The organism is Streptomyces sp. NPDC005648 (genome assembly GCF_040605395.1).
Taxonomy (GTDB): domain Bacteria; phylum Actinomycetota; class Actinomycetes; order Streptomycetales; family Streptomycetaceae; genus Streptomyces.
On the sequence record NZ_JBEXCS010000033.1, the window covers coordinates 1 to 20,224 of the forward strand.

The 20,224-nt window shown below is 69.7% G+C and carries 22 protein-coding genes; 14 read left to right on the plus strand and 8 right to left on the minus strand.

The features are described 5' to 3' along the window. From ABZT17_RS20190 to ABZT17_RS20200, 3 genes are all read right to left on the minus strand, one after another. Positions 1-578 (minus strand): DUF2637 domain-containing protein (locus ABZT17_RS20190; RefSeq protein ID WP_356350711.1); only part of this gene is annotated, 578 nt, incomplete at its 3' end. Between the two features lie 155 nt (positions 579-733). Continuing rightward, a complete protein-coding gene (locus tag ABZT17_RS20195) occupies positions 734-1,660 on the minus strand; it encodes a DUF3558 family protein (RefSeq protein ID WP_356350713.1) in 927 nt (308 codons plus the stop codon). Between the two features lie 135 nt (positions 1,661-1,795). Further along, positions 1,796-2,623 carry a DUF3558 domain-containing protein gene (locus tag ABZT17_RS20200; RefSeq protein ID WP_356350714.1) on the minus strand — a complete coding sequence of 276 codons (828 nt, stop codon included), beginning with the start codon at positions 2,621-2,623 and terminating at the stop codon, positions 1,796-1,798. Between the two features lie 175 nt (positions 2,624-2,798). Between ABZT17_RS20200 and ABZT17_RS20205 the strand changes: the two genes are divergently transcribed. Beyond that, complete coding sequence (locus tag ABZT17_RS20205) at positions 2,799-3,992, plus strand: RtcB family protein (protein WP_356350716.1); 1,194 nt, start codon at positions 2,799-2,801, stop codon at positions 3,990-3,992. A 1-nt stretch (position 3,993) separates the two neighbouring features. On the opposite strand, the gene ABZT17_RS20210 is transcribed toward ABZT17_RS20205, so the two are convergent. The 4 genes from ABZT17_RS20210 to ABZT17_RS20225 all read right to left on the minus strand — a co-directional run bounded on the left by ABZT17_RS20210 (position 3,994) and on the right by ABZT17_RS20225 (position 6,631). Then, positions 3,994-5,256, minus strand: a complete 1,263-nt coding sequence (locus tag ABZT17_RS20210; protein ID WP_356350718.1) for a tyrosine-protein phosphatase — start codon at positions 5,254-5,256, stop codon at positions 3,994-3,996. Between the two features lie 17 nt (positions 5,257-5,273). After that, positions 5,274-5,438 carry a hypothetical protein gene (locus ABZT17_RS20215; protein WP_356350719.1) on the minus strand — a complete coding sequence of 55 codons (165 nt, stop codon included), beginning with the start codon at positions 5,436-5,438 and terminating at the stop codon, positions 5,274-5,276. Next, a complete protein-coding gene (locus tag ABZT17_RS20220; RefSeq protein ID WP_356350720.1) occupies positions 5,438-6,193 on the minus strand; it encodes an SDR family NAD(P)-dependent oxidoreductase in 756 nt (251 codons plus the stop codon). The genes ABZT17_RS20215 and ABZT17_RS20220 overlap by 1 nt, the downstream gene beginning before the upstream one ends. Before the next feature lie 99 nt (positions 6,194-6,292). Further along, positions 6,293-6,631, minus strand: coding sequence for a YnfA family protein (locus ABZT17_RS20225; protein ID WP_356350722.1), 339 nt, complete (start codon positions 6,629-6,631; stop codon positions 6,293-6,295). A gap of 110 nt (positions 6,632-6,741) precedes the next feature. Between ABZT17_RS20225 and ABZT17_RS20230 the strand changes: the two genes are divergently transcribed. Continuing rightward, positions 6,742-7,224, plus strand: a complete 483-nt coding sequence (locus tag ABZT17_RS20230; protein WP_356350724.1) for a hypothetical protein — start codon at positions 6,742-6,744, stop codon at positions 7,222-7,224. A gap of 65 nt (positions 7,225-7,289) precedes the next feature. Further along, complete coding sequence (locus tag ABZT17_RS20235) at positions 7,290-7,766, plus strand: MarR family winged helix-turn-helix transcriptional regulator (protein WP_356350725.1); 477 nt, start codon at positions 7,290-7,292, stop codon at positions 7,764-7,766. A 103-nt stretch (positions 7,767-7,869) separates the two neighbouring features. On the opposite strand, the gene ABZT17_RS20240 is transcribed toward ABZT17_RS20235, so the two are convergent. Continuing rightward, positions 7,870-9,291 carry an MFS transporter gene (locus ABZT17_RS20240; RefSeq protein WP_356350726.1) on the minus strand — a complete coding sequence of 474 codons (1,422 nt, stop codon included), beginning with the start codon at positions 9,289-9,291 and terminating at the stop codon, positions 7,870-7,872. A gap of 113 nt (positions 9,292-9,404) precedes the next feature. On the opposite strand from ABZT17_RS20240, the gene ABZT17_RS20245 reads away from it, so the two are divergent. From ABZT17_RS20245 to ABZT17_RS20295, 11 genes are all read left to right on the plus strand, one after another. Beyond that, a complete protein-coding gene (locus ABZT17_RS20245; RefSeq protein ID WP_356350727.1) occupies positions 9,405-10,514 on the plus strand; it encodes an LLM class flavin-dependent oxidoreductase in 1,110 nt (369 codons plus the stop codon). Continuing rightward, a complete protein-coding gene (locus ABZT17_RS20250; RefSeq protein WP_356350728.1) occupies positions 10,511-11,245 on the plus strand; it encodes a CE1759 family FMN reductase in 735 nt (244 codons plus the stop codon). The genes ABZT17_RS20245 and ABZT17_RS20250 overlap by 4 nt, the downstream gene beginning before the upstream one ends. 148 nt (positions 11,246-11,393) lie before the next feature. After that, positions 11,394-12,107 (plus strand): response regulator transcription factor, encoded by a 714-nt coding sequence (locus tag ABZT17_RS20255; protein WP_356350821.1) that lies wholly within the window; start codon positions 11,394-11,396, stop codon positions 12,105-12,107. Between the two features lie 61 nt (positions 12,108-12,168). Next, complete coding sequence (locus ABZT17_RS20260; protein WP_356350729.1) at positions 12,169-13,593, plus strand: HAMP domain-containing sensor histidine kinase; 1,425 nt, start codon at positions 12,169-12,171, stop codon at positions 13,591-13,593. Between the two features lie 926 nt (positions 13,594-14,519). Next, positions 14,520-16,721, plus strand: a complete 2,202-nt coding sequence (locus tag ABZT17_RS20265) for a glycoside hydrolase domain-containing protein (RefSeq protein WP_356350730.1) — start codon at positions 14,520-14,522, stop codon at positions 16,719-16,721. A gap of 28 nt (positions 16,722-16,749) precedes the next feature. Next, positions 16,750-17,067 carry a hypothetical protein gene (locus tag ABZT17_RS20270; RefSeq protein ID WP_356350731.1) on the plus strand — a complete coding sequence of 106 codons (318 nt, stop codon included), beginning with the start codon at positions 16,750-16,752 and terminating at the stop codon, positions 17,065-17,067. Positions 17,068-17,109: 42 nt separating this feature from the next. Further along, the gene (locus tag ABZT17_RS20275) at positions 17,110-17,691 is read left to right on the plus strand and encodes a twin-arginine translocation signal domain-containing protein (RefSeq protein ID WP_356350732.1); all 582 of its coding nucleotides are present in this window, start codon (positions 17,110-17,112) and stop codon (positions 17,689-17,691) included. 18 nt (positions 17,692-17,709) lie between these two features. Beyond that, complete coding sequence (locus tag ABZT17_RS20280; protein ID WP_356350733.1) at positions 17,710-18,222, plus strand: hypothetical protein; 513 nt, start codon at positions 17,710-17,712, stop codon at positions 18,220-18,222. 16 nt (positions 18,223-18,238) lie between these two features. Next, complete coding sequence (locus ABZT17_RS20285; RefSeq protein ID WP_356350734.1) at positions 18,239-18,769, plus strand: hypothetical protein; 531 nt, start codon at positions 18,239-18,241, stop codon at positions 18,767-18,769. A gap of 126 nt (positions 18,770-18,895) precedes the next feature. Further along, positions 18,896-19,390 carry a DUF3515 family protein gene (locus ABZT17_RS20290; RefSeq protein ID WP_356350735.1) on the plus strand — a complete coding sequence of 165 codons (495 nt, stop codon included), beginning with the start codon at positions 18,896-18,898 and terminating at the stop codon, positions 19,388-19,390. A gap of 167 nt (positions 19,391-19,557) precedes the next feature. After that, positions 19,558-20,163 carry an exonuclease domain-containing protein gene (locus tag ABZT17_RS20295; protein WP_356350736.1) on the plus strand — a complete coding sequence of 202 codons (606 nt, stop codon included), beginning with the start codon at positions 19,558-19,560 and terminating at the stop codon, positions 20,161-20,163. Positions 20,164-20,224 lie beyond the last annotated feature (61 nt).

Below are 20,224 nucleotides of genomic sequence, written 5' to 3' on the forward strand. Positions count from 1 at the left end.
CGGCCGAAGCGGGAGTGCAGGCGGGCCTGGTAGACCAGCCGCTCCTGCTCCAGCTTGATGACCTGCTCGTAGGAGCGCAGCTCCCACAGCTTCATACGGCGCCAGAGCAGGAACGTGGGGATGGGCGAGAGCAGCCAGCGGGTGAGGCGGACGCCCTCCATGTGCTTGTCGGCCGTGATGTCCGCGATCCGGCCGATCGCGTGCCGGGCGGCCTCGACGGCCACGATGAACAGCACCGGGATGACACCGTGCATGCCCACGCCCAGCGGGTCCGGCCAGGCCGCCGCGCCGTTGAAGGCGATCGTCGCCGCCGTCAGCAGCCACGCCGTCTGGCGCAGCAGCGGGAAGGGGATGCGGATCCAGGTGAGAAGGAGGTCCAGGGCGAGCAGGACACAGATACCGGCGTCGATGCCGACCGGGAAGACGTAGGCGAAGTTCCCGAAGCCCTTTTTGATGGCCAACTCGCGGACCGCCGCGTACGAACCGGCGAAGCCGATACCGGCGATGATCACGGCGCCGGTCACGACCACGCCGATGAGAACGCGGTGCATCCGAGTCAGCTGCAGTGGCGCGGCCACCCGTACTCCCCTCCCCTTGCGTGTTGTTGCGCGCAACAGGGTGGCACATGTGTGCGCCGGACGTATTGCCGGACGGGTGGAGCCCGGTCCCCACCGGGGTCCGGGCTCCGTCAAACAGCGGTGTTGAGCTGCGAGTTGGCGTCCAGGTGTGACAGTCAGCTCTTCTTCGACGCTGAGGAGGAGGGAGACGCCGAAGACGAGGCCGCGGCCTTCGAGGGCGACGCCGAGGGTGCCTTCGAGGCCGGCTTCGATGCCGACTTCGACGGCGAGGGGCTCGTCGTGCCCGCGCCGGAGCCCGCTCCCGACCCCGCGCCGCCACCGACGCCGTTCGCCGCCGACACCGTGGCCACCGCCTCCTTCGCCGCCTGCTCGGCCAGCTTCACGAGGTCGTCCGCTTTCGGGGCCTTCTCGCCCGCGAGGCCCGCGCCGTTGTAGTCGAGGGTGATGACGACGTTCTCGACGCGTGCCACCAGCGTCTGCTGCTTGAAGGCGCCTTCCTTCTTCTTCAGGTCGTAACGCACCAGCGTCGCCTCGTCGCCCGTCCCGGCGACCGTCTGCCACTTGGTGTTCTTCGCGCCCTCGACCGCCTGGGCGTCCTTGACCTGCTTCTGGAAGTACGTGTGCGCCAGCTGGTTGCCCTCGCCGCGGGTGGCGTCCGAGTCGAAGCGCAGCAGCGAGACGTTCAGCCAGCGGAACTGGGAGCCCTTCACACCGTTGTTGGCCAGGCTGCTCCAGGAGCAGCTCGCGCGCGTCGCCGTGTCACTGGAGGTGCCCGCCTTGCCGGACTTGACCCCCTTCGGCACCAGCGACGTCAGCGTCTTCTTCGACAGCACCCCGCACGAGTCCGGCAGCTTCTTGTACGCCGCCGCCTGCACCGTCGGCGACGGGTCGAGACCGCCGGCCGTGGCCGCCGTACCGGCGCCGTCCGAACCCTTGCTGCCGCTGTCGCTCGAACCAGAGTCCGAGGAACAGCCCGCCACCAGCAGCACCACCGGCACCGCGGCCGCGCACACAAGGACGCGGCCACGCCCCTTGGCGTGCGCTCGCTGGATCCGCTGGTCTCGCTCTGCTGCTCGCTGCATGGTTCCTTCACTCATGACGCTCGTGGTTCCCGCGGTCGGCGTTCCGGTCCGAGGGGCCACGGTACGCGGTGAGGAAGCGGCGCGGTTTTGTTTCAAGACCTTCGCGAGGAGGCGCGAGAGACACGCGAGGCGCCGTCAACCGCCCAGTACGTCCGCCAGCTTCGAGGCCAGATTCCGGGCCCTGCCCTGCATTTCCTCGCTGTCCGGCACCACGCCGACCGTCACCGGCTGCTCCGCGTACTCGATGGTCACGATGACGTTGGACGTGCGGAACGCCACAGTCACCGTGCGCTGCTGAACCGTCGAACCGGAACCGCTCACCACGTCGTTCAGGAACGCCTCGTCACCGAGATCGGAGAGAGTGCGGGGCTGGAGGGCGGACGGGGTGATGGAGGAAGAGGCCGATGAAGAAGGCGTGGAGGAGGGGGAGGAACCGGGGTCGGGGCTGCTGGAGACGTCCGCGGCCGACGCGGCGTTCGAACCGGAGTCGGGGCTGGAGGCGGAGGCCGACGGCTCGGGCAGATCCGCCGCCGTCTGCTTCTCCGCGAACAGCTCCTGCGCCTGGGCGTCGTCGCTCACCGAGTTGTCGTACGACACGACCCGCTCGAAGTCGACGAAGAGATGGTCGGTGGCGTCGGTCGACTCCACCTTCCAACGGCAGCCCGCCTTCCGGTCCGTGTCGAACGTCACCGTGGCATCGCCCTCGTAGGCCTTCTCGCGCTGCTCCTCGTCGGTGATCTGCTTGATGCCGGGGAGGAGGGAGTCGAGGGTGCTGTGCGAGAGCGCGCCGCACGGCTCCGGGAGCGTGTCGTACTTGCCCGGCTGGGCCGCGGCGGTCGCCGTGCCGGCCTGGCCGCGGTTCGCGTCGTCGGTGCTGCCGCCGCTGCCGGAGCCGCTGGTGCAGCCGGCCAGCAGCGCCGCGAGGAGGGCGGCCGTGCCGGATACGTAGGCCTTCCGCTGCACGGACGGGCTCCTCTCGACGCTGCTGGTTATTCGCTTGCCGCACGGGGGCGCCCCCTGCAGACAATGTCTATCGCACGCAACACCGCCAACGCCGGTCCGCTGTCCCATTCATTGACTCTGGCGCGGTTTTTGCGTTCTAGGACTTCTGTCATGTTTTCGGGGGATCGAGGAAGAAATGTCGTACGTAGAGATACCGGGCGCCAAGGTCCCGATCCGTATGTGGACCGACCCCGCCTCGGTCGAGGAGGTCGCACTCCAGCAGCTCCGCAACGTCGCGACCCTCCCGTGGATCAAGGGCCTGGCGGTCATGCCGGACGTCCACTACGGCAAGGGGGCGACGGTCGGGTCCGTGATCGCCATGCAGGGCGCGGTGTGCCCGGCGGCGGTCGGGGTGGACATCGGCTGCGGAATGTCCGCGGTGAAGACGTCCCTGACGGCCAATGACCTTCCCGGCGACCTGTCCCGACTGCGGTCGAAGGTCGAGCAGGCCATTCCGGTGGGGCGGGGGATGCATGACGACCCCGTGGACCCGGGGCGGCTGCACGGGTTTGCGACCGGCGGGTGGGACGACTTCTGGGGGCGGTTCGACGGGGTTGCGGAGGCGGTGAAGTTCCGTCACGAGCGTGCCGAGAAGCAGATGGGGACACTTGGGTCGGGGAATCATTATATAGAACTTTTGTTCGATGATGAGGGTTCGGTGTGGCTTACGCTCCATTCCGGCTCGCGGAACATCGGCAAGGAACTGGCCGAGCACCACATCGGCGTTGCCCAGAAGCTTCCGCACAACCAGGATCTGGTCGATCGCGACCTCGCCGTCTTCATTGCGGACACGCCGCAGATGGCCGCGTACCGGAACGACCTCTACTGGGCGCAGGAGTACGCGAAGTACAACCGCTCGATCATGATGGCGCTCCTCAAGGATGTGATCCGCAAGGAGTTCAAGAAGGCGAAGCCCGCTTTCGAGCCGGAGATCTCCTGCCATCACAATTACGTGGCGGAGGAGCGGTATGACGGGATGGACCTGTTGGTCACTCGCAAGGGGGCGATCCGTGCGGGTTCCGGTCAGTACGGGATCATCCCCGGTTCGATGGGGACCAGTTCATACATCGTGAAGGGCCTCGGCAACGAGAAGGCCTTCAACTCGGCGTCGCACGGCGCCGGTCGGCGCATGAGCCGCAACGCGGCGAAGCGCCGCTTCTCGACCAAGGACCTGGAGGAGCAGACGCGGGGCGTGGAGTGCCGTAAGGACTCCGGCGTCGTGGACGAGATCCCGGGTGCCTACAAGCCGATCGAGCAGGTCATCGACCAGCAGCGGGACCTGGTGGAGGTCGTGGCCAAGCTGAAGCAGGTCGTGTGTGTGAAGGGCTGACTCACCCCAGCCGTTTCTCCAGCAGCGTCACCGCGTACGGGCTGCCCAAGCCGTCCTCCTTCGCCGCCTGTTCGCCCACCACCCGGTAGCCCGCCGACTCGTAGTACGCGCGGAGCCGGGGGTTGGAGGCGAGGCAGTCGAGGCGGGCGTAGGGGCGGCCCGTCGCCCTGATGCGGGATTCGGCTTCGGTGAGCATGCGGTGGCCGGTGCCGGGCGGGGACGTGTGGGGGGTCGTCATCAGGCGGTGGATGTAGCCCGCGTCCGAGGGGCGCGGGCCCCAGGCCGCCACGTCGTCCCACCACAGTTCCCATGCGCCGGTCAGACGGGTGTCCGCGTGGGCCAGCCAGACCTCGCCCTCCCGCATACGGGCGGTGAAGTGGGCCTCGGTCTTCTCGCCCGGCTTCCACTGGTCGATGCCACGCGCCAGCTGCCACAGCGCCGCCGTGTCCCGGAGGCGGACCAGCGCCGGGGCGTCCGACGGGGTCGCCCTGCGGTAGGTCAGGGGCGGGTGGGTGGTGGGGCGGGGCTCCAGGAGGTGGGTGCGGAGGGTGGTGGAGAGCTGCCGTGGGTCGAGGGACAGCGCCTTCTCGACGTACGCCTCGACTCCGCCGTAGCGGTCCTTGAACGACGTCAGGTACCGGCGCATCACCGCCCCCGGAGCCCGTCCGAAGCCCGGCCAGGGCGGGGTGCGGCCCTCTCTCGCCGCCCAGGTCGCCACGATCGCCGGCGTCGCCAGTTCCGTGAGGCTGAAGTCCTCGACGATCGTCTCCTCCCCGACGCCCAGCAGGCCCAGGATCAGTGCGGCCAGCTGGCCCGTGCGGTCCTTGCCCGAGGCGCAGTGGAACACGAGGGGGACCCCGGTCTCCGCCGACTTCGCCACCAGCTCCAGGGCGCGGCCGATCTCCTCGACCCCGTCCTCCGCCACCTCCATGTACCGCTCCGCCAGGTACGGGTCCGGCTCGATGTCGTCGGCCAGGACCGCCTGGTTGTACGGGCGGTGTTCGACGCTGAGGTTGAGATAGGTGAAGGACGCGTCGGCCGGCACCCGGCCCCGCTTGGCCACCTCCCAGGGGTGGCGGAGGTCGATCACCGTGCCGACGCCGAGGGACAGAAAGCGGGACCAGTCCGCCGTACCGGTGCGCAGCTTGCCCAGGGAGTCCGCGCGGTACAGGAGGCCGGGGCGGACGCGGAGAGAGCCGGAGGCCGGATAGCCGCCCAGGTCGCGGAAGTTGTGCAGCGCGTCGAAAGCTATGTGTCGGTCCACAGAGGGTGACCCTATGCCTACTTCGCGTGCAGCACGGCGTAGATCATCACGAACGCCACGATGTGGATGCCGAAGAGGAAGTACGCGAGGTAGTACCAGACATAGCGCTCGCGCTTCTTCTCCAGCGACAGGCGCCGGCGGTCGGCTTCCGCCTCACGCTCGGCGGCGTCGTCGTCGGGCATCACAGTTCCCGGTGGACCTTGGTGTTCGACGCCTGGGCGCGCGGGCGCAGGACCAGGAGGTCGACGTTGACGTGGTGGGGGCGGGTGACCGCCCAGGTGATGGTGTCGGCGACGTCGTCGGCGGTCAACGGCTCCGCGACACCCTCGTACACCTTCGCCGCCTTGCTCTCGTCGCCGCCGAAACGGGTGAGCGCGAACTCGTCCGTCCTGACCATGCCGGGTGCGATCTCGATCACACGGACCGGCTGGCCGACGATCTCCAGGCGCAGGGTCTCCGCGAGGACATGGCTGCCGTGCTTGGCGGCGACATAGCCGGCGCCGCCCTCGTAGGTGCCGTGGCCGGCGGTCGAGGAGACGACGACGACCGTGCCGTCGCCGCTCGCGACCAGCTTGGGCAGGAGGGCCTGGGTGACGTTCAGGGTGCCGATGACGTTCGTCTCGTACATCGTGCGCCAGTCGGCGGGGTCGCCGGTGGCGACCGGGTCGGCGCCGAGGGCACCGCCGGCGTTGTTGACCAGGACGGCGATCGTCCTGAAGGCGGTGGCGAACTCGTCCACGGCCGCACGGTCGGTGACGTCCAGCTGGTACGCCGTCGCCTGGTGGCCCGCCGTGGTGATCTCCTCCGCGAGCGCCTCGATACGGTCCTTGCGGCGGGCGGTGAGGACTACTCGGTAGCCGGCGGCTGCCAGTCGGCGGGCGGTCGCGGCGCCGATTCCGCTGCTGGCGCCGGTGACGACCGCGATGCGGGAGGCCATGGGGTTCGCTCCTGGAGTTGGTTCACCTGTGCGGGTTCGTGGTCGCAAGGATAGGCGCCCGAGGACAGGCGCCGTGAGGGTGTGGGTGGCCGGGTGGTCTCACCCCCCGTTTCGCGGCGCCCACATGATCAGGGCCATTCCCGCCAGGCATACGAGCGCCCCGGCGACGTCCCACCGGTCGGGCCGGTAGCCGTCCGCGACCATCCCCCACAGGATCGAGCCCGCCACGAAGATGCCGCCGTACGCCGCGAGGATGCGGCCGAAGTGGGCGTCGGGCTGGAAGGTGGCCACGAAGCCGTAGGCGCCGAGGGCGAGGACGCCGCCGGCCATCCAGAGCCAGCCGCGGTGTTCACGTACGCCCTGCCAGATCAGCCAGGCACCGCCGATCTCGAAGAGGGCGGCGACGACGAAGAGGGCTGCGGAGCGGGCGATGAGCATGGCGCCAGACTCGCACGCCGGGTGGCTGTCACCTGATGGAGGGTGCCTGTGCCGGGCGCCGCGTGGGATACATCCGTACGTCCGCGGCGGAGCGAGGAGTGGTGGTTCGTATGGGGAGAGTCCGGAGCGTGCTCGGTGTGTGGGTGGCGGCCCTGGCGCTGGTGGCGGGGGCGGGAGCGCTGCCCGCCGCCGCCGTGCCGAACGGTGGTCCCGAGGCCGATCTCGCCTATCACGGTGCCGCGTCCATGGACCGCGGCACGGTCGAGGTGCGGTTCACCCCGCGCAACCACGGGCCGTCCGCCGTACCGGACGCGACGGTGCGGCTCAGATGGTCGGTGGCGCTGGCCGACGCGCAGGCGCTGCCGCTGGGGTGTGCCCGCTCGGAGGAGCGGGTGGTGCTGTGCCGGGTGGGGGCGCTGGCCGCGGACGACCTGGGGGAACAGATCGATCTGCGGGTACGGCTGGTCGGCGCGCCGTCCGAGGTGCTGCTGGAGATCGATACGGTGTGGAGCGGGGGTGCCGTGGACCGGAACCGGGTGAACGACCGGCAGCGGGTACTCGTGCTGGACACGGGGGACGAGTACTACTTCTGACGGGTACGGATTCCCCTGGCGGTTGGCAGGGATCGGCAGTCGAGTCGAGTCGAGGGAGCGGGGCGATGGCGGGCAGCACGGGCCGGGAGCGGCTGCTGGAGGAGCTGGCCGGGGTCTCGCGCCGCTACATGGCCTCGTACGCCCTGTTCAACCAGGCCGTCGCCGACCATCTCGGCCTCCACCCCACCGATCTGCAGTGTCTGAACCTGCTGACCCTTGAGGGCGGCCCGGTGACGACCGGCCGGATCGCCGAGCTGACCGGGCTGACGACCGGGTCGGCGACCCGGCTGGTGGACCGGCTGGAGAAGGCCGGGTACGTCGTCCGCGAACGGGACGCGGCCGACCGGCGCAAGGTGCTGGTGGTGACCGTGCCGGAGCGGATCGCCGAGTTCGGCCGGATGTGGGAACGCCTGGGCGGCGGCTGGTACGACCTCTTCGAGGAGCTGGACGACACCCAACTCGCCGTGATCGTGGCGCACATGAGGCGGACGGTGGAGTTCAGCGGCACCCAGGTGGCGCGGCTGCGGGCCGGGGACGCCTAGGAGTCCGACGAGGGGGCGCTGATCTTGTGGGTGGCCGAGAACCGCGCTCTGGAGAAGTCCGCCGAGGCACAGGCCCGCGCTCGAATCTCATGGTTCGCGATTCCTAGTGGTGCTGCTCCACCGGTGCCTTGCGCGGCAGCAGTCGTACGAGGGGCAGGCACAGGGTGACGGCTGCGGCGACCACGGTGAGGCTCAGGTGCAGGGCGTGGGTCTCGCCGTCGCCGGCCGCCTTGAAGTAGACGGTGGTCACGGCGGCCGCCCCGACGGCGTTGGCGAGCTGCTGCACCGCGTTGAGGGACCCGCTCGCGCTGCCCGCCTCCTCGGGGGCGATGTCGCCGATGGTGATGTCGTAGACCGTGCCGAAGCAGGTGCCCATGCCGAGGCCGACGAGGAGGAGCGGCGGGACCAGGGCCCAGGCCGAGCCTTCCGCGAGCAGGGCGAGGCAGCCGCAGCCGGTGAGGATCAGCAGCAGTCCGGCGACGACCAGTCGACGGCCGTAGCGGTGGATCAGCCGGTAACAGGCGATCGACGCGACCACGATCCCGGCGGACAGGGGGATCAGTCCGAGCGCGGTGCCCGCGGGGGAGCGGCCGAGGCCGCGCTGGAAGTAGAGGGAGACGGTGTAGAGGAGGCCGGCGACCGCGGCGAAGGTGAGGACGCCCAGGATCAGACCCGAGGTGAAACCGCGGTTGCCCAGGAGGCTCGGGCGGATCAGCGGCTCGGGCGCGGTGCGCTGGCGGTGGCAGAAGGCGCCGGACAGAGCGGCACCGAGGAGGAGCAGGGCGAGCGGACGGAGGCCCCAGCCGCCGTCAGAGCCGTCGATCAGGCCACCGAGGAGGCCGAGCATCGCGCCCGCGAGGAGCGCCGACCCCGGGCCGTCGACGGCGAGAGAGCGGTCGCCGGTGTCGCGGGGGAGCAGCCGGGCGGCGGCGAGGAGCGCGGCGCCGCCGAGCAGCAGGTTGATCAGGAACATCGGACGCCAGCCGAGGCCGGCGAGGTCGGCGTCGACCAGGAAGCCGGCGAGGATCGGGCCGCCGACGGCGGACAAACCGATGACCGGCCCGAACAGGCTGAACGCCTTGCCGATCTCCTCCCGGGGCCAGGTCGCGCCGAGGATCCCGAAGCCCTGCGGGACGACGAGCGCCCCGAAGGCGCCCTGGGCGAGCCGGGCGACGACCAGAGCGGTCGGGGTGGGGGCGAGTCCGCAGGCCAGTGAGGCGGCGACGAACCCGGCGAGGCCGAGCAGGAACAGCCGGCGGCGCCCGTACTTGTCGCCGAGCCGGCCGCCGGGGACCAGCAGCACGCCGAGCGCGAGTGCGTAGGAGGCGCCGAGCCACTGGACGAGGCCCGCGCCGCCGCCCAGGTCCCGCGTGATGGTGGGGGCGGCGAGGTTGGTGATCGTCGCGTCGAGGAGGTCGAGGACGTCGGCGGCGAGGACCACGGCGAGTACGGCCCAGCGGGCGCGGGGGGTGAGGGGCGGTGGTGGGGTCCGTTTTTCATCTGCGTTACGAAGAATCTGTGTCACGCAGATAAAATTGCATGGGTGGTCGACGTGGGGCAACCCATTTGGAATACGCGGGGCGGCCAGGCCGTTGGGCGGTATAGTTTAATCGTCAACAACTTGGAGGTTGAGCGACCATGCAGTTCGGGATCTTCAGCGTCGGCGATGTCACGCCGGACCCGACGACGGGCCGTACGCCGACGGAGCGCGAGCGGATCAAGGCCATGGTCGCCATCGCGCTGAAGGCCGAGGAGGTCGGGCTCGACGTGTTCGCCACGGGCGAGCACCACAACCCGCCCTTCGTGCCGTCGTCCCCGACCACGATGCTCGGGTACGTCGCCGCGCGGACGGAGAAGCTGGTCCTCTCCACCTCCACGACGCTCATCACCACCAACGACCCGGTGAAGATCGCCGAGGACTTCGCGATGCTCCAGCACCTCGCGGACGGCCGGGTGGACCTGATGATGGGGCGTGGGAACACGGGCCCGGTGTACCCCTGGTTCGGCCAGGACATCCGCCAGGGCCTCAACCTCGCCATCGAGAACTACGCCCTGCTACGGCGGCTGTGGCGCGAGGACGTCGTCGACTGGGAGGGGAAGTTCCGCACCCCTCTGCAGGGGTTCACGTCGACACCGCGGCCGCTGGACGGGGTGCCCCCGTTCGTCTGGCACGGCTCGATCCGCTCGCCGGAGATCGCCGAGCAGGCCGCCTACTACGGCGACGGCTTCTTCCACAACAACATCTTCTGGCCCGCCGACCACACCAAGCGGATGGTCGAGCTGTACCGGACCCGGTACGCCCACTACGGGCACGGGACTCCCGAGCAGGCGATCGTCGGGCTCGGCGGCCAGGTGTTCATGCGGCGCAACTCGCAGGACGCGGTGCGGGAGTTCCGGCCGTACTTCGATGTCGCGCCGGTCTACGGCCACGGGCCGTCCCTCGAGGACTTCACCGAGCAGACCCCGCTGACGGTGGGTTCGCCGCAGCAGGTGATCGAGAAGACGTTGTCCTTCCGCGAGTACGCCGGTGACTACCAGCGCCAGCTGTTCCTGGTGGACCATGCGGGGCTGCCGCTGAAGACCGTGCTGGAGCAGATCGACATGCTCGGCGAGGAGGTCGTGCCGGTGCTGCGCGAGGAGTTCGCGAAGGGGCGGCCGGCGGGGGTGCCGGACGCGCCCACGCATGCGTCGCTGGTGGCCGCGGCCGAGAAGGAGAGCGGCGCCGCGCAGAAGGAGAACGTCGCATGAAGCTCGTTGTCGTCTCGGCGGGGCTGAGTGTCCCGTCGTCCACTCGGTTGCTGGGGGACCGGCTGGCCGCGGCGGTCGGGCGGCAGGCTGGGTCTGGGTCTGGGTCTGGGTCTGGTGCTGGGTCGGGGTTGGGGGCTGAGGTGGAGGTCGAGGTCGTCGAGTTGCGGGAGCTCGCTGTCGAGATCGCGCACAACTTCACCAACGGGTTTCCCGGACGGGCGCTCTCCGCGGCGATCGACTCCGTCGCGGGTGCGGACGGACTGATCGTCGTCACGCCGGTGTTCTCGGCCTCGTACAGCGGGCTGTTCAAGTCGTTCTTCGACGTGGTGAGCGTGAGCGACAAGGACGCGCTGGCGGGGAAGCCGGTGCTGATCGCGGCGACCGGCGGTACGGCACGGCACTCGCTGGTGCTGGAGCACGCGCTGCGTCCGCTGTTCGCGTACCTGCGGGCCGTGGTCGTGCCGACGGGCGTGTACGCCGCGTCGGAGGACTGGGGCGCGGAGGGGCTGGACGGCAGGATCGAGCGGGCCGCGGGGGAGCTGGCGGGGCTGATGACGGGGCTCAGGAAGGGGCTGACGAAGGGGTTGAGTGAGGGGCTGCGTGACGGGCTGAGTGAGGGGCTGCGTGAGGAGCTTGTCTCGCGGAGGGGGGAGCGGGAGGAGCAGGGAGACCTGGGGGTCGGCCTGGTTCCGTTCGAGGAGCGGCTCGCCGCGTTGTCGCCCACGCGGTGAAGCCCTCCGGGCCTCCGTGAGAAGACGGTAGGAGAGGCCCTCGGGTTGCCCATGTGACGGTGAGAGCGCGGTAAAAAGGCCGATCTTAGACCCGCTCATCCGGCTGAACCGCCGGAGGCCTTGGCAGACTGGGTCCGTGCCCCAAACTGTGCTGCTCGCCGAAGACGACCGCGCCATCCGTCATGCCCTGGAGCGGGCCCTGAGCCTGGAGGGCTACCAGGTCACCGCGGTCGCCGACGGCGTGGAGGCGCTGGCGCAGGCCCACAAGACCCCGCCCGACGTCCTTCTCCTCGATGTGATGATGCCCGGCATCGACGGCCTCCAGGTCTGCCGGGTACTGCGCGCCGAGGGCGACCGCACCCCGATCCTGATGCTGACGGCACTCGTGGAGACCGCGGATCGCATCGCCGGTCTGGACGCCGGTGCCGACGACTACGTCGTGAAGCCCTTCGACGTCGAGGAGGTCTTCGCCCGGCTGCGCGCGCTGCTGCGGCGGACCTCCTCGGACAGCGGCGCCGTGGCCGACGTACCGAAGGAGCTTCCCGCCGTCACCTCCGGCGACCGGCAGATCGAGGCCGCCGGGCTGCGGATGGACGTACAGGCGCGGCGGGCCTGGCGTGGGGAGCGGGAGCTGGAGCTGACCCGGACCGAGTTCGAGCTGCTGGAGCTGCTCGTGCGCAACGCGGGCATCGTGCTCGACCACTCGACCATCTACGACCGCATCTGGGGGTACGACTTCGGGCCCGGCTCGAAGAACCTCGCCGTCTACGTCGGCTACCTCCGCCGCAAGCTCGACGAGCCCGGCGCCCCGCAGCTCATCCACACGGTCCGCGGCGTCGGCTACGTGCTGCGGGAGGATTGAGCACGACGGATCGGTGGGACGGCGGGACGGTGGGACGGCGGGACGGGTGCGGGAGGACTGAGTGGGCCGGATCAGACGGCTGCTGGCGAGACGGCGGCCGGGGCTGGTCTCCCTGCGTACGACGTTCGCGGTGTCCTTCGCGGCGGTCACCGCGGCGGTGACCGTGCTGGTCGGTGTGCTGTCGTACAGCGCCGCCGCGCGGCTGGTGCGGGTGGACCAGGAGTCCGTGTTCGTCCAGGTCGTACAGGATCTGCAGGACGAGGTGCGGCAGCATCGGATGACCCCGGACGACTTCTCGTCCTCGGCGCCCGGGCATGACATCGTGCGGCCCGCGCGGACGGATGTGCAGGTCCTGGGGCCGGACGGGGCGGTGGTCGACGCCGGGAGTCCTGGGCTGCCCGTGACGGGCGGGGACCGGCGGATCGCGGGGGCCGGGACGGCCGGGAAGAGCGTCGAGCACAAGGACGTCGTCGTCGCGAGCGATGTGTACCGGATCGCCACCGTCTCGCTCGGGGACGGGCGGGGGGCCGTGCAGGTCGCGCAGGAGTTCAGCGACACCGAGGATCTGCTGCGGGCGCTGCAGCAGCGGACGTTGATCCTGATGGCGGTGGTCGTCGCGGCGGCCGGGTTGTTCGGGTGGTGGCTCGCTCGGCGCATCACGCGCCGGCTGATCATCCTGACCTCGGCGGCGGAGGATGTCGCGCGGACCCGGCAGCTGGGGATCGAGGTGCCGGTGACGGGTTATGACGAGGTGGGGCGGCTGGGGCGGGCCTTCGACCGGATGCTGGGGCGGCTCGCGCAGTCGGAGGAGGACCAGCGGCGGCTGGTGCAGGACGCGGGGCACGAGCTGCGTACGCCGCTGACGTCCTTGCGTACGAACATCTCGTTGCTGCGGAGGCTCGACGAGCTGCCGCTCTCGACGCGGGCGGAGCTGGTGGCGGACCTCGGCCAGGAGGCTCGGGAACTGACCGATCTGGTCAATGAGCTGGTGGATCTGGCGGCGGGGCAGTCGGATACGGAGCCGCCGCAGCGGGTGGATCTCGCGGATATCGCCGAGGACGTGGCGGGGTTGGCTCGGCGGCGGACGGGGCGGGCTGTGACGGTGCGGGTGAGTGGGGACACGACGACCGACGGGCGGCCGGGGATGTTGCAGCGGGCGATCTCCAATCTGGTCGAGAACGCGGCGAAGTTCGATCGTGGGGGGAGTGGGCCGATCGAGATCGCGGTGTCGGGGCCTGCTCGGGCGGGGGTGGTTCGGGTGGAGGTGCTTGACCGGGGGCCGGGGATTTCGGCGCCGGACCTTACGCGGGTGTTCGACCGCTTCTACCGGGCGGCGGATGCGAGGTCGTTGCCGGGGTCGGGGTTGGGGTTGTCGATCGTGCGGGAGGTGGCTATGGCGCATGGGGGAGCACCGTTCGCCATGACGAGGGACGGCGGGGGCTCGGTGATCGGGTTCACAGTGGGCGGCGTGGGCGCGGGCGCCTGAGCATGCCTGCGGCGCCAGTGCGGGTGGGCGGAGCGCCTGAGAATGCCTGCGGCGCGGGCGGCGGTTGAGTGAGCGCGGCCACCTGAGAATGCCTGCGGCGCCAGTGGGGGTGGGCGGGGCGCCTGAGAATGCCTGCGGCGCAGCTGCGGGTGGGGTGGGGGCTTGTGTAGCGCCTAGGGGTGGTGGGTGAGTCGGGGCCGGGCCGGGGGGTATCCGTCCTCGGTCGGGCGCCACTGCCAGCTGGAGAGGGCACCGGTGCCGGACGCCCGCCGCTGCGGGCGGACACCCCCCGTCCCGTCCCCTCCCCGCCGTACGCGCCTGCACGACGCCCAAGCCCACCTGGCCTTCTGCCCGAGGGCGCCTGCACGCCCTGCTTTTCAGGCGCGCAGGACCGACGGCCCGTGTCAACGCCGGGCGCCGGCACGCTTTTCAGGGGCGCGGGGAACTGCGCGACCAGCCCCCACGGCGCCGCACTGTGATCCACGAGGCCGACGGCACATGGCAACGCCGGCCGCGTGTGGGTTTTCTTGGGGGCGCGGGGAACTGCGCGATCGGCCACGATGGCGCCGCACTGTGATGCACGAGGCCAAGGGCTCATCGCGACGCCGGGTGCCCGTACGTTTTTCAGGGGCGCGGGGAACTGCGCGATCGGCCACGACGGCGCCGCACCCGCCCAACAACTCCCCACCCCCGACGGCACAAACCAGCCAACCAATCGCCTGCTCGCTCCCCTCCCCTCACACAGGAAACTCCTTGATCGGAACGCCAGTTGACGCTGCGTTCATAAACTTTGCCTGGACATGACCATTCAGCCATGTTTCTTTGCCGGTCTTGTATTGATCCCGGACGCCACGCCTATGGTGATCGCCGCGCAACGGCTTGACCGAGCCGAGGGGAGCGCGTGGATCGACGGGGGTTGATTCGGCATGGCCGACGAGATGGTGCTCAGAGCGCAGAGGTTCGTCAACACGACGTACAACAACGGGGCCGCGCTGGGCATATCCAAGCTCGACGAGAACGGGAAGACCGGCTGGCCGGTGATGTACGCCCTGACGCGGGCGCTGCAGTACGAGATGGGGATCACGAGTCTGTCGGACTCGTTCGGCCCGACCACTCTGTCCACGCTTCAGTCGAAGTACCCGAAGCTGGACGACTCCACGGTCCCGTCGGCCAACTTCTGCCGCATCCTGCAGTCGGCCCTGTACTGCAAGGGGTACGACGGCGGCGAGATCGACGGTATCTACAACGGTCGCGTCAAGGACGCCGTGGCCAAGCTCAAGGCCAACATGGGCGTCGACGGTGTCTACCCGGGAAGTTCGCTTGAGCCGAAGGTGGTCAAGGGGCTCCTGAACATGGACGCCTATGTGACCGTCAACGGCGGGTCGGACACCGTTCGTGAGATCCAGCAGTGGCTGAACCGGCGCTACGTCGGACGCCGGGACTTCTTCGTGATCCCGTGCGACGGGCATCACTCACGGGATGTCGCGAAGTCGATGCTGTTCGCCATCCAGTTCGAGCTGGGTATGGCCGACGGCACCGCCAACGGAGTCTTCGGCCCCGGCACCCAGAGCGGACTGAAGAACCACACCGTGGCGGTCGGCACGACCGGCACATGGGCGTCGTTGTTCACCGCCGCGATGATCCTCAACAAGCGGAACGTGCCCTTCGGCAACTTCACCGGTGATGTCAAAGCGGGCGTCGAGGCGTTCCAGTCCTTCGCCAAGCTTCCGGTGAGCGGTGTCGGCGATTTCCAGACCTGGGCCTCGCTGCTGGTCTCCTACGGTGACCAGACCCGGAAGGGCACCGCGTGCGACGGCGTCACCAAGATCACGCCGGCCCGGGCTCAGGCCCTGAAGAGCGCCGGGTACCAGTACATCGGGCGGTATCTGTCCAACCCGTCCACCACCAGCCTGCCGGAGAAGCAGATCCAGCCCGGTGAGCTCGCGACCATCAAGCAGAACGGTCTGCGCTGCTTCCCGATCTACCAGACCTGGTCGCGGTCCGCGGACTACTTCAGCTACCCGCAGGGCTGCGTCGACGCGACCAACGCCATCGAGTGGGCCAGGATCCACGGCTTCAAGCCGGGGACCATCATCTACTTCGCCGTCGACTACGACGCCCAGGACGGTGAGATCACCGACTATGTGCTGAAGCACTTCCGGGGCGTCTACCGGACGGTCGGCGAGAACTCGTCGTACGGCGTCGGAGTCTACGGACCGCGCAATGTGTGTCAGCGGGTCGCCGACGCCGGCTACGCCGCCGCGAGCTTCGTCTCCGACATGTCGTCCGGCTTCTCCGGCAACCTCGGCTACCCGCTGCCCACCAACTGGGCCTTCGACCAGATCGCCACCGTGAAGATCGGCTCCGGCGACGGCGCCATCGAGATCGACAACAACATCGCCTCCGGACGGGACACCGGACAGGGAGACTTCGATCCGGGCGTCCCGGTCACCTCCGATCTCGACGTCGACCTGGACAAGGCCGCCTATCGCGCTCCCCTGCTCAAGGACGTGCAGACCTATCTGAACTCGATCGGCGTCCCGGAGACCGGCGGTGAGGGCTGGACCGTGGACGACGACTGGGTGACGTACAACGTCGTCTCCACGACCGAGGCGTTCAACATGGTCATGGACGCCGACTGGCTGTTCACCAACCTGGCCAGGACGCTGAAGCTGCGCAAGGCGCTCATCCAGGCGCCCGTCCTGTGGGAGCTGCGGAAGCTCAACCCGCTGGACGCGCTCGCCGACGAGGCGGTGAAGGCCGGGGTGAAGGACGACTGCAGCACCGGCTGGGGGCAGATCTTCGCCTGGGTGACCATCGATGCCCGCAACTACTGCCGGGAGCAGGGGATCATCAACGGCGCCCCACTGACGAGCTCCGACACCCGCGCGGTCTGGAACAACCTCCAGGAGCCCGAGTACAACATCCCGTCCGTGGCCTATCTGACCGTCTACAACGCCCATCAGCTCGGTATCGCCAGGCCCTCGCTCACCACCGGCCTGGCCGACACGCAAAAGCTCCTCGCCCGCTACAACGGCACCGGTGAAAAGGCCGAGAAGTACGGCCAGGAGCTGATCGGCCTCTACAGCGTGCTGGAGAACTACAACAAGCTCAGCCGCGCCAAGTAGACCGGACACGATCGTGAAGAATGGGCGCATGCGGAAGCTGTGGATCCCCGTGGCCGTCAATCTGCTGCTCGGGATTCCGGCCGTCGTCCCGCTGTTCCTGGCCTGGTACATCCTCGCCAACGGCCCGCTCGCGGCGCTCGGCTGGACGATGCAGGACCCCAACGAGAACGACGGCATGCTGCTCTGGCTGGTCATCGCGGCCCCGGTGTTCTGCCTGTTCGGACTCGTCTGGGGACTGGCCAACGCCTGGCTGCGACGCCGGACTCCGGTCCGGTCGTCCCGCTACTGGCCGGTGTGTGCCGTCGCCTCCCTCGCCCCGTTCTTCGTGATCTTCGGTCTGTTCTGACAACTCCGGTCCAAGGGGAGACAGGAAAACGTGGATCACGACATGACACGGCGTACGGTCGTCAAGGCCTCCGCCGTCATCGGCGCGGCCGTCGCCGCCGGTTCGGTGCTGCCCGTGGGCAGTGCGACGGCCGCTGAGCGGCGCGGACCCAAGCGGCCGGCGACCTCCGCCAACGGCTGGACCGTGCAGGCGAACACGGACCGCGACTCGCAGGTGTGGACCCGGCCGGTCTCCGGTACGGCACTGGGCGTGCCGGTGTGGATCGGCGACGTGGAGACGGTGCTCGTCCACGTCGTACGCCGCTTCCACTACGAGGTGCAGGAGCTCACGGCGGTGGACCTGGCCGGATGGCGTCCCGCCAAGGGGCTGCGCCGCGACCTGCCGGAGTCCAACCTCGCCTCCGGCACCGCCGTACGCATCCGGCCGGGTGCCCGTGCGCGGGGCTCGCTCTTCCCGCTCCAGGTGGACGCCGTGCGGGACATTCTCGCGGACTGCCGGGGCGTCGTCCGCTGGGGCGGCGAGGACCGGCCCGTCGACGAGTCGCTCTTCTACGTCGCCGTGGGGCCGCAGGACGAGCGGCTGCCCGCGCTGGCCGCGGGCCTGCGCGAGGCGACGTTCCGTTAGAACAGGGGAGATCCCAACATGAAGCGAATAGCCGGCGTGCTCGCCGCCACCGTTGCCGCCACGGCGGCGATGCTCACCCCCGCGTCCGCCGCGGGGGTCACTCCGGAGGTGACCGTCGCCTCCAACGCCGACGCCGGGACCCGGGCCTGGGCCGTCGCCCACCCGCAGGAGGTCGTGGCCCAGTCCACCGAGTGCGGCGGCAACTACAACACCCTCGTCTACATCGACGGCAACCTGCCCGGTGACGTCAACGGCGACGACGGCAGCATGGCCGCCTACGCCGGCGGCGGACTGCTCTGTGTGATCTTCAAGAACGAGACACCGGGCAAGGCCAACTACATGTTCCTCCAGGCCTGTCCGGGCACCAGCGCGAGCAGCGCCTGCGGCACGGACGACGGCTACTACAGCAAGTACGCCGGCCCGGTCTACATCAGTCAGGGCACGGGCGGCTGCTGGACGGCCTCGTACAAGATGAAGACCGAGGCGGAGGACCGGTACCTCATCAACGGCAAGCGCAGCTACAGCTGCTGAAAGGACATCAGAAACAATGACGCGCAAGGCACTTGTCCCGGCGGGCCTCGGCGCAGCCGCCCTCGCCGCCACCGTGCTGCTCGCCGCGCCGGCTCTCGCCGCCACCACGACCGGCCATTCGCAGTTCGACGTGTACTTCCCCGGGCAGAAGCCCGCGACCAGCTACTACGTCGACAACATCGCGACGCAGAAGGACGGGACGATAGCGGGCAGATCGCGGTTGAGCTGGCAGATCCTCGACGACCAGGCCATCGACCTGTCCAAGCGGTTCACCAGCTTCAAGATCACCAGCCGGATCGAGGAGCGGCTGACCAAGGACGGCACCGACAACGTGTACTCGTCGAAGACCTGCGACCTGACCAAGCTCGTCAACGACAACTACACCTGGTTCCAGGACGAGCCGGTCAACAACTGCGCCGCCCCCTCCGCCCTCTACGACGGCGAGGTGTTCTGGTCGAGCGACTCGACGATCGTCTACGACATCGAGGGCGACGGTAAGGGCGCCATCACACAGGAGCTTCAGGGCTCCCCGCTGATCCACGGCTGATCCAGGGCTGGTCCAGGGCTGCTCTGGAGGCGGTCCAGGAGGGCCGACCCTGATGCCGGTCGGCCCCGGTGCGAGACTTGCGCCGGGGCCGACCGGCCGTCGTGCTGTGGGGGAAGGGGCCTGCCGGTGAAGGGCGTTGTGCGTGATCGCCGGGTTCGCGGCGCGGTCGTGCTGGGGCTGCTGCTGGTCGGGTGCGTGCTCGTGTGGCGTACGGCGAACTCGACGGGAGGCGGGGTCGAGGCCGCCGCGCACGGGGGCACGGCTCAGTGCGCGCGGGTCGTACGGGGGTATGCCGACAGCCTCGCCGGACAGCGGCGGGACGACAACTCGCAGCCCGGGGTGGGTGTCTGGGGTGGGGGGACGGTGACCGCGCGCTGCGGGGTCGAGCCGCCGGCCCCGACGACGGACGCGTGCGTGAGCGTCGACGGCGTGGACTGGGTGTGGCGTCCGGCGAAGTCGGGTGAGGACCGCAGAGTCCTGGTCACCTACGGCCGCGACCCCGCCGTCGAGGTGGCGATCTCCGACCGGGTCGGCGCCACCGATGACGTGCTGGTGGAGATGAGCCGCGCGGTCAGGGCGATCCCGCGCCACGCCCGCTGCATCGGGGACGACGACGTGTGAGCCGGGCGGTCGGGTGCCGCATGGGGGCTCTCCTGCTCCGTGCGGTGCCGAGTCCGTGACGTGCTGAGCTCAACCTCGGGGTGTGGTCCGCCGCACCTCGTGCCGGAGACGGTCCGTCCCGTTGCGGCTGGGTAGCCTGGCGGTGGTCGGGTGAGAGGGAGAGCGCTGTGTCCACGTTCGTCGTGTTCGACCTGGAGTTCACGTCATGGCCGGGGGCGCTCGAGGGGGACTGGGGAGCGCCGGGGCAGTTGCGCGAGATCGTGCAGATCGGTGCGTTGCGGCTGCGGGAGGACTGTTCCGTGGCGGAGGAGTACGAGGCGCTGGTCCACCCCGTGGTCAACCCCCGGCTGTCCGCCTTCTTCACGGAGCTCACCGGTATCGAGCAGGAGAGGCTGGACCGGGAAGGGGTGCCCGCGGCGGAAGCGCTCGGGGGGTTCCTCGGGTTCTGCCGGGGGGAGTCGGTTCTGTCCTACGGCAATGACATGGTCGTCGTAGGGGAGAACATCGGCTGGGCGCGCGCCCGTGGAGAGGAAGTCAAGAACGGTTTCCTGGACGCCCATTTCCTCGATATCCGCCCCTGGGTGCACTCCCTCGCACCGGAGACGGTGACCTCCAACTCGGGCCGTCTGTGGCAGACGCTGGGGCTGCCCCAGCCCGCCCCCGGCAAGGAACACTCGGCCCTCTTCGACTGCCATTCCCTCGCCGCCGCCATCCGGCACCTGTGCGACAGGGGTGCCGCGTTGCCGCTCGGCGGTCTGTCACAACCGCGTTGATCGGGCGGTTGCCTCGTTCGGAACTGGACTCGGCACGGGCGGACACGTGCGGCGGCCTTGT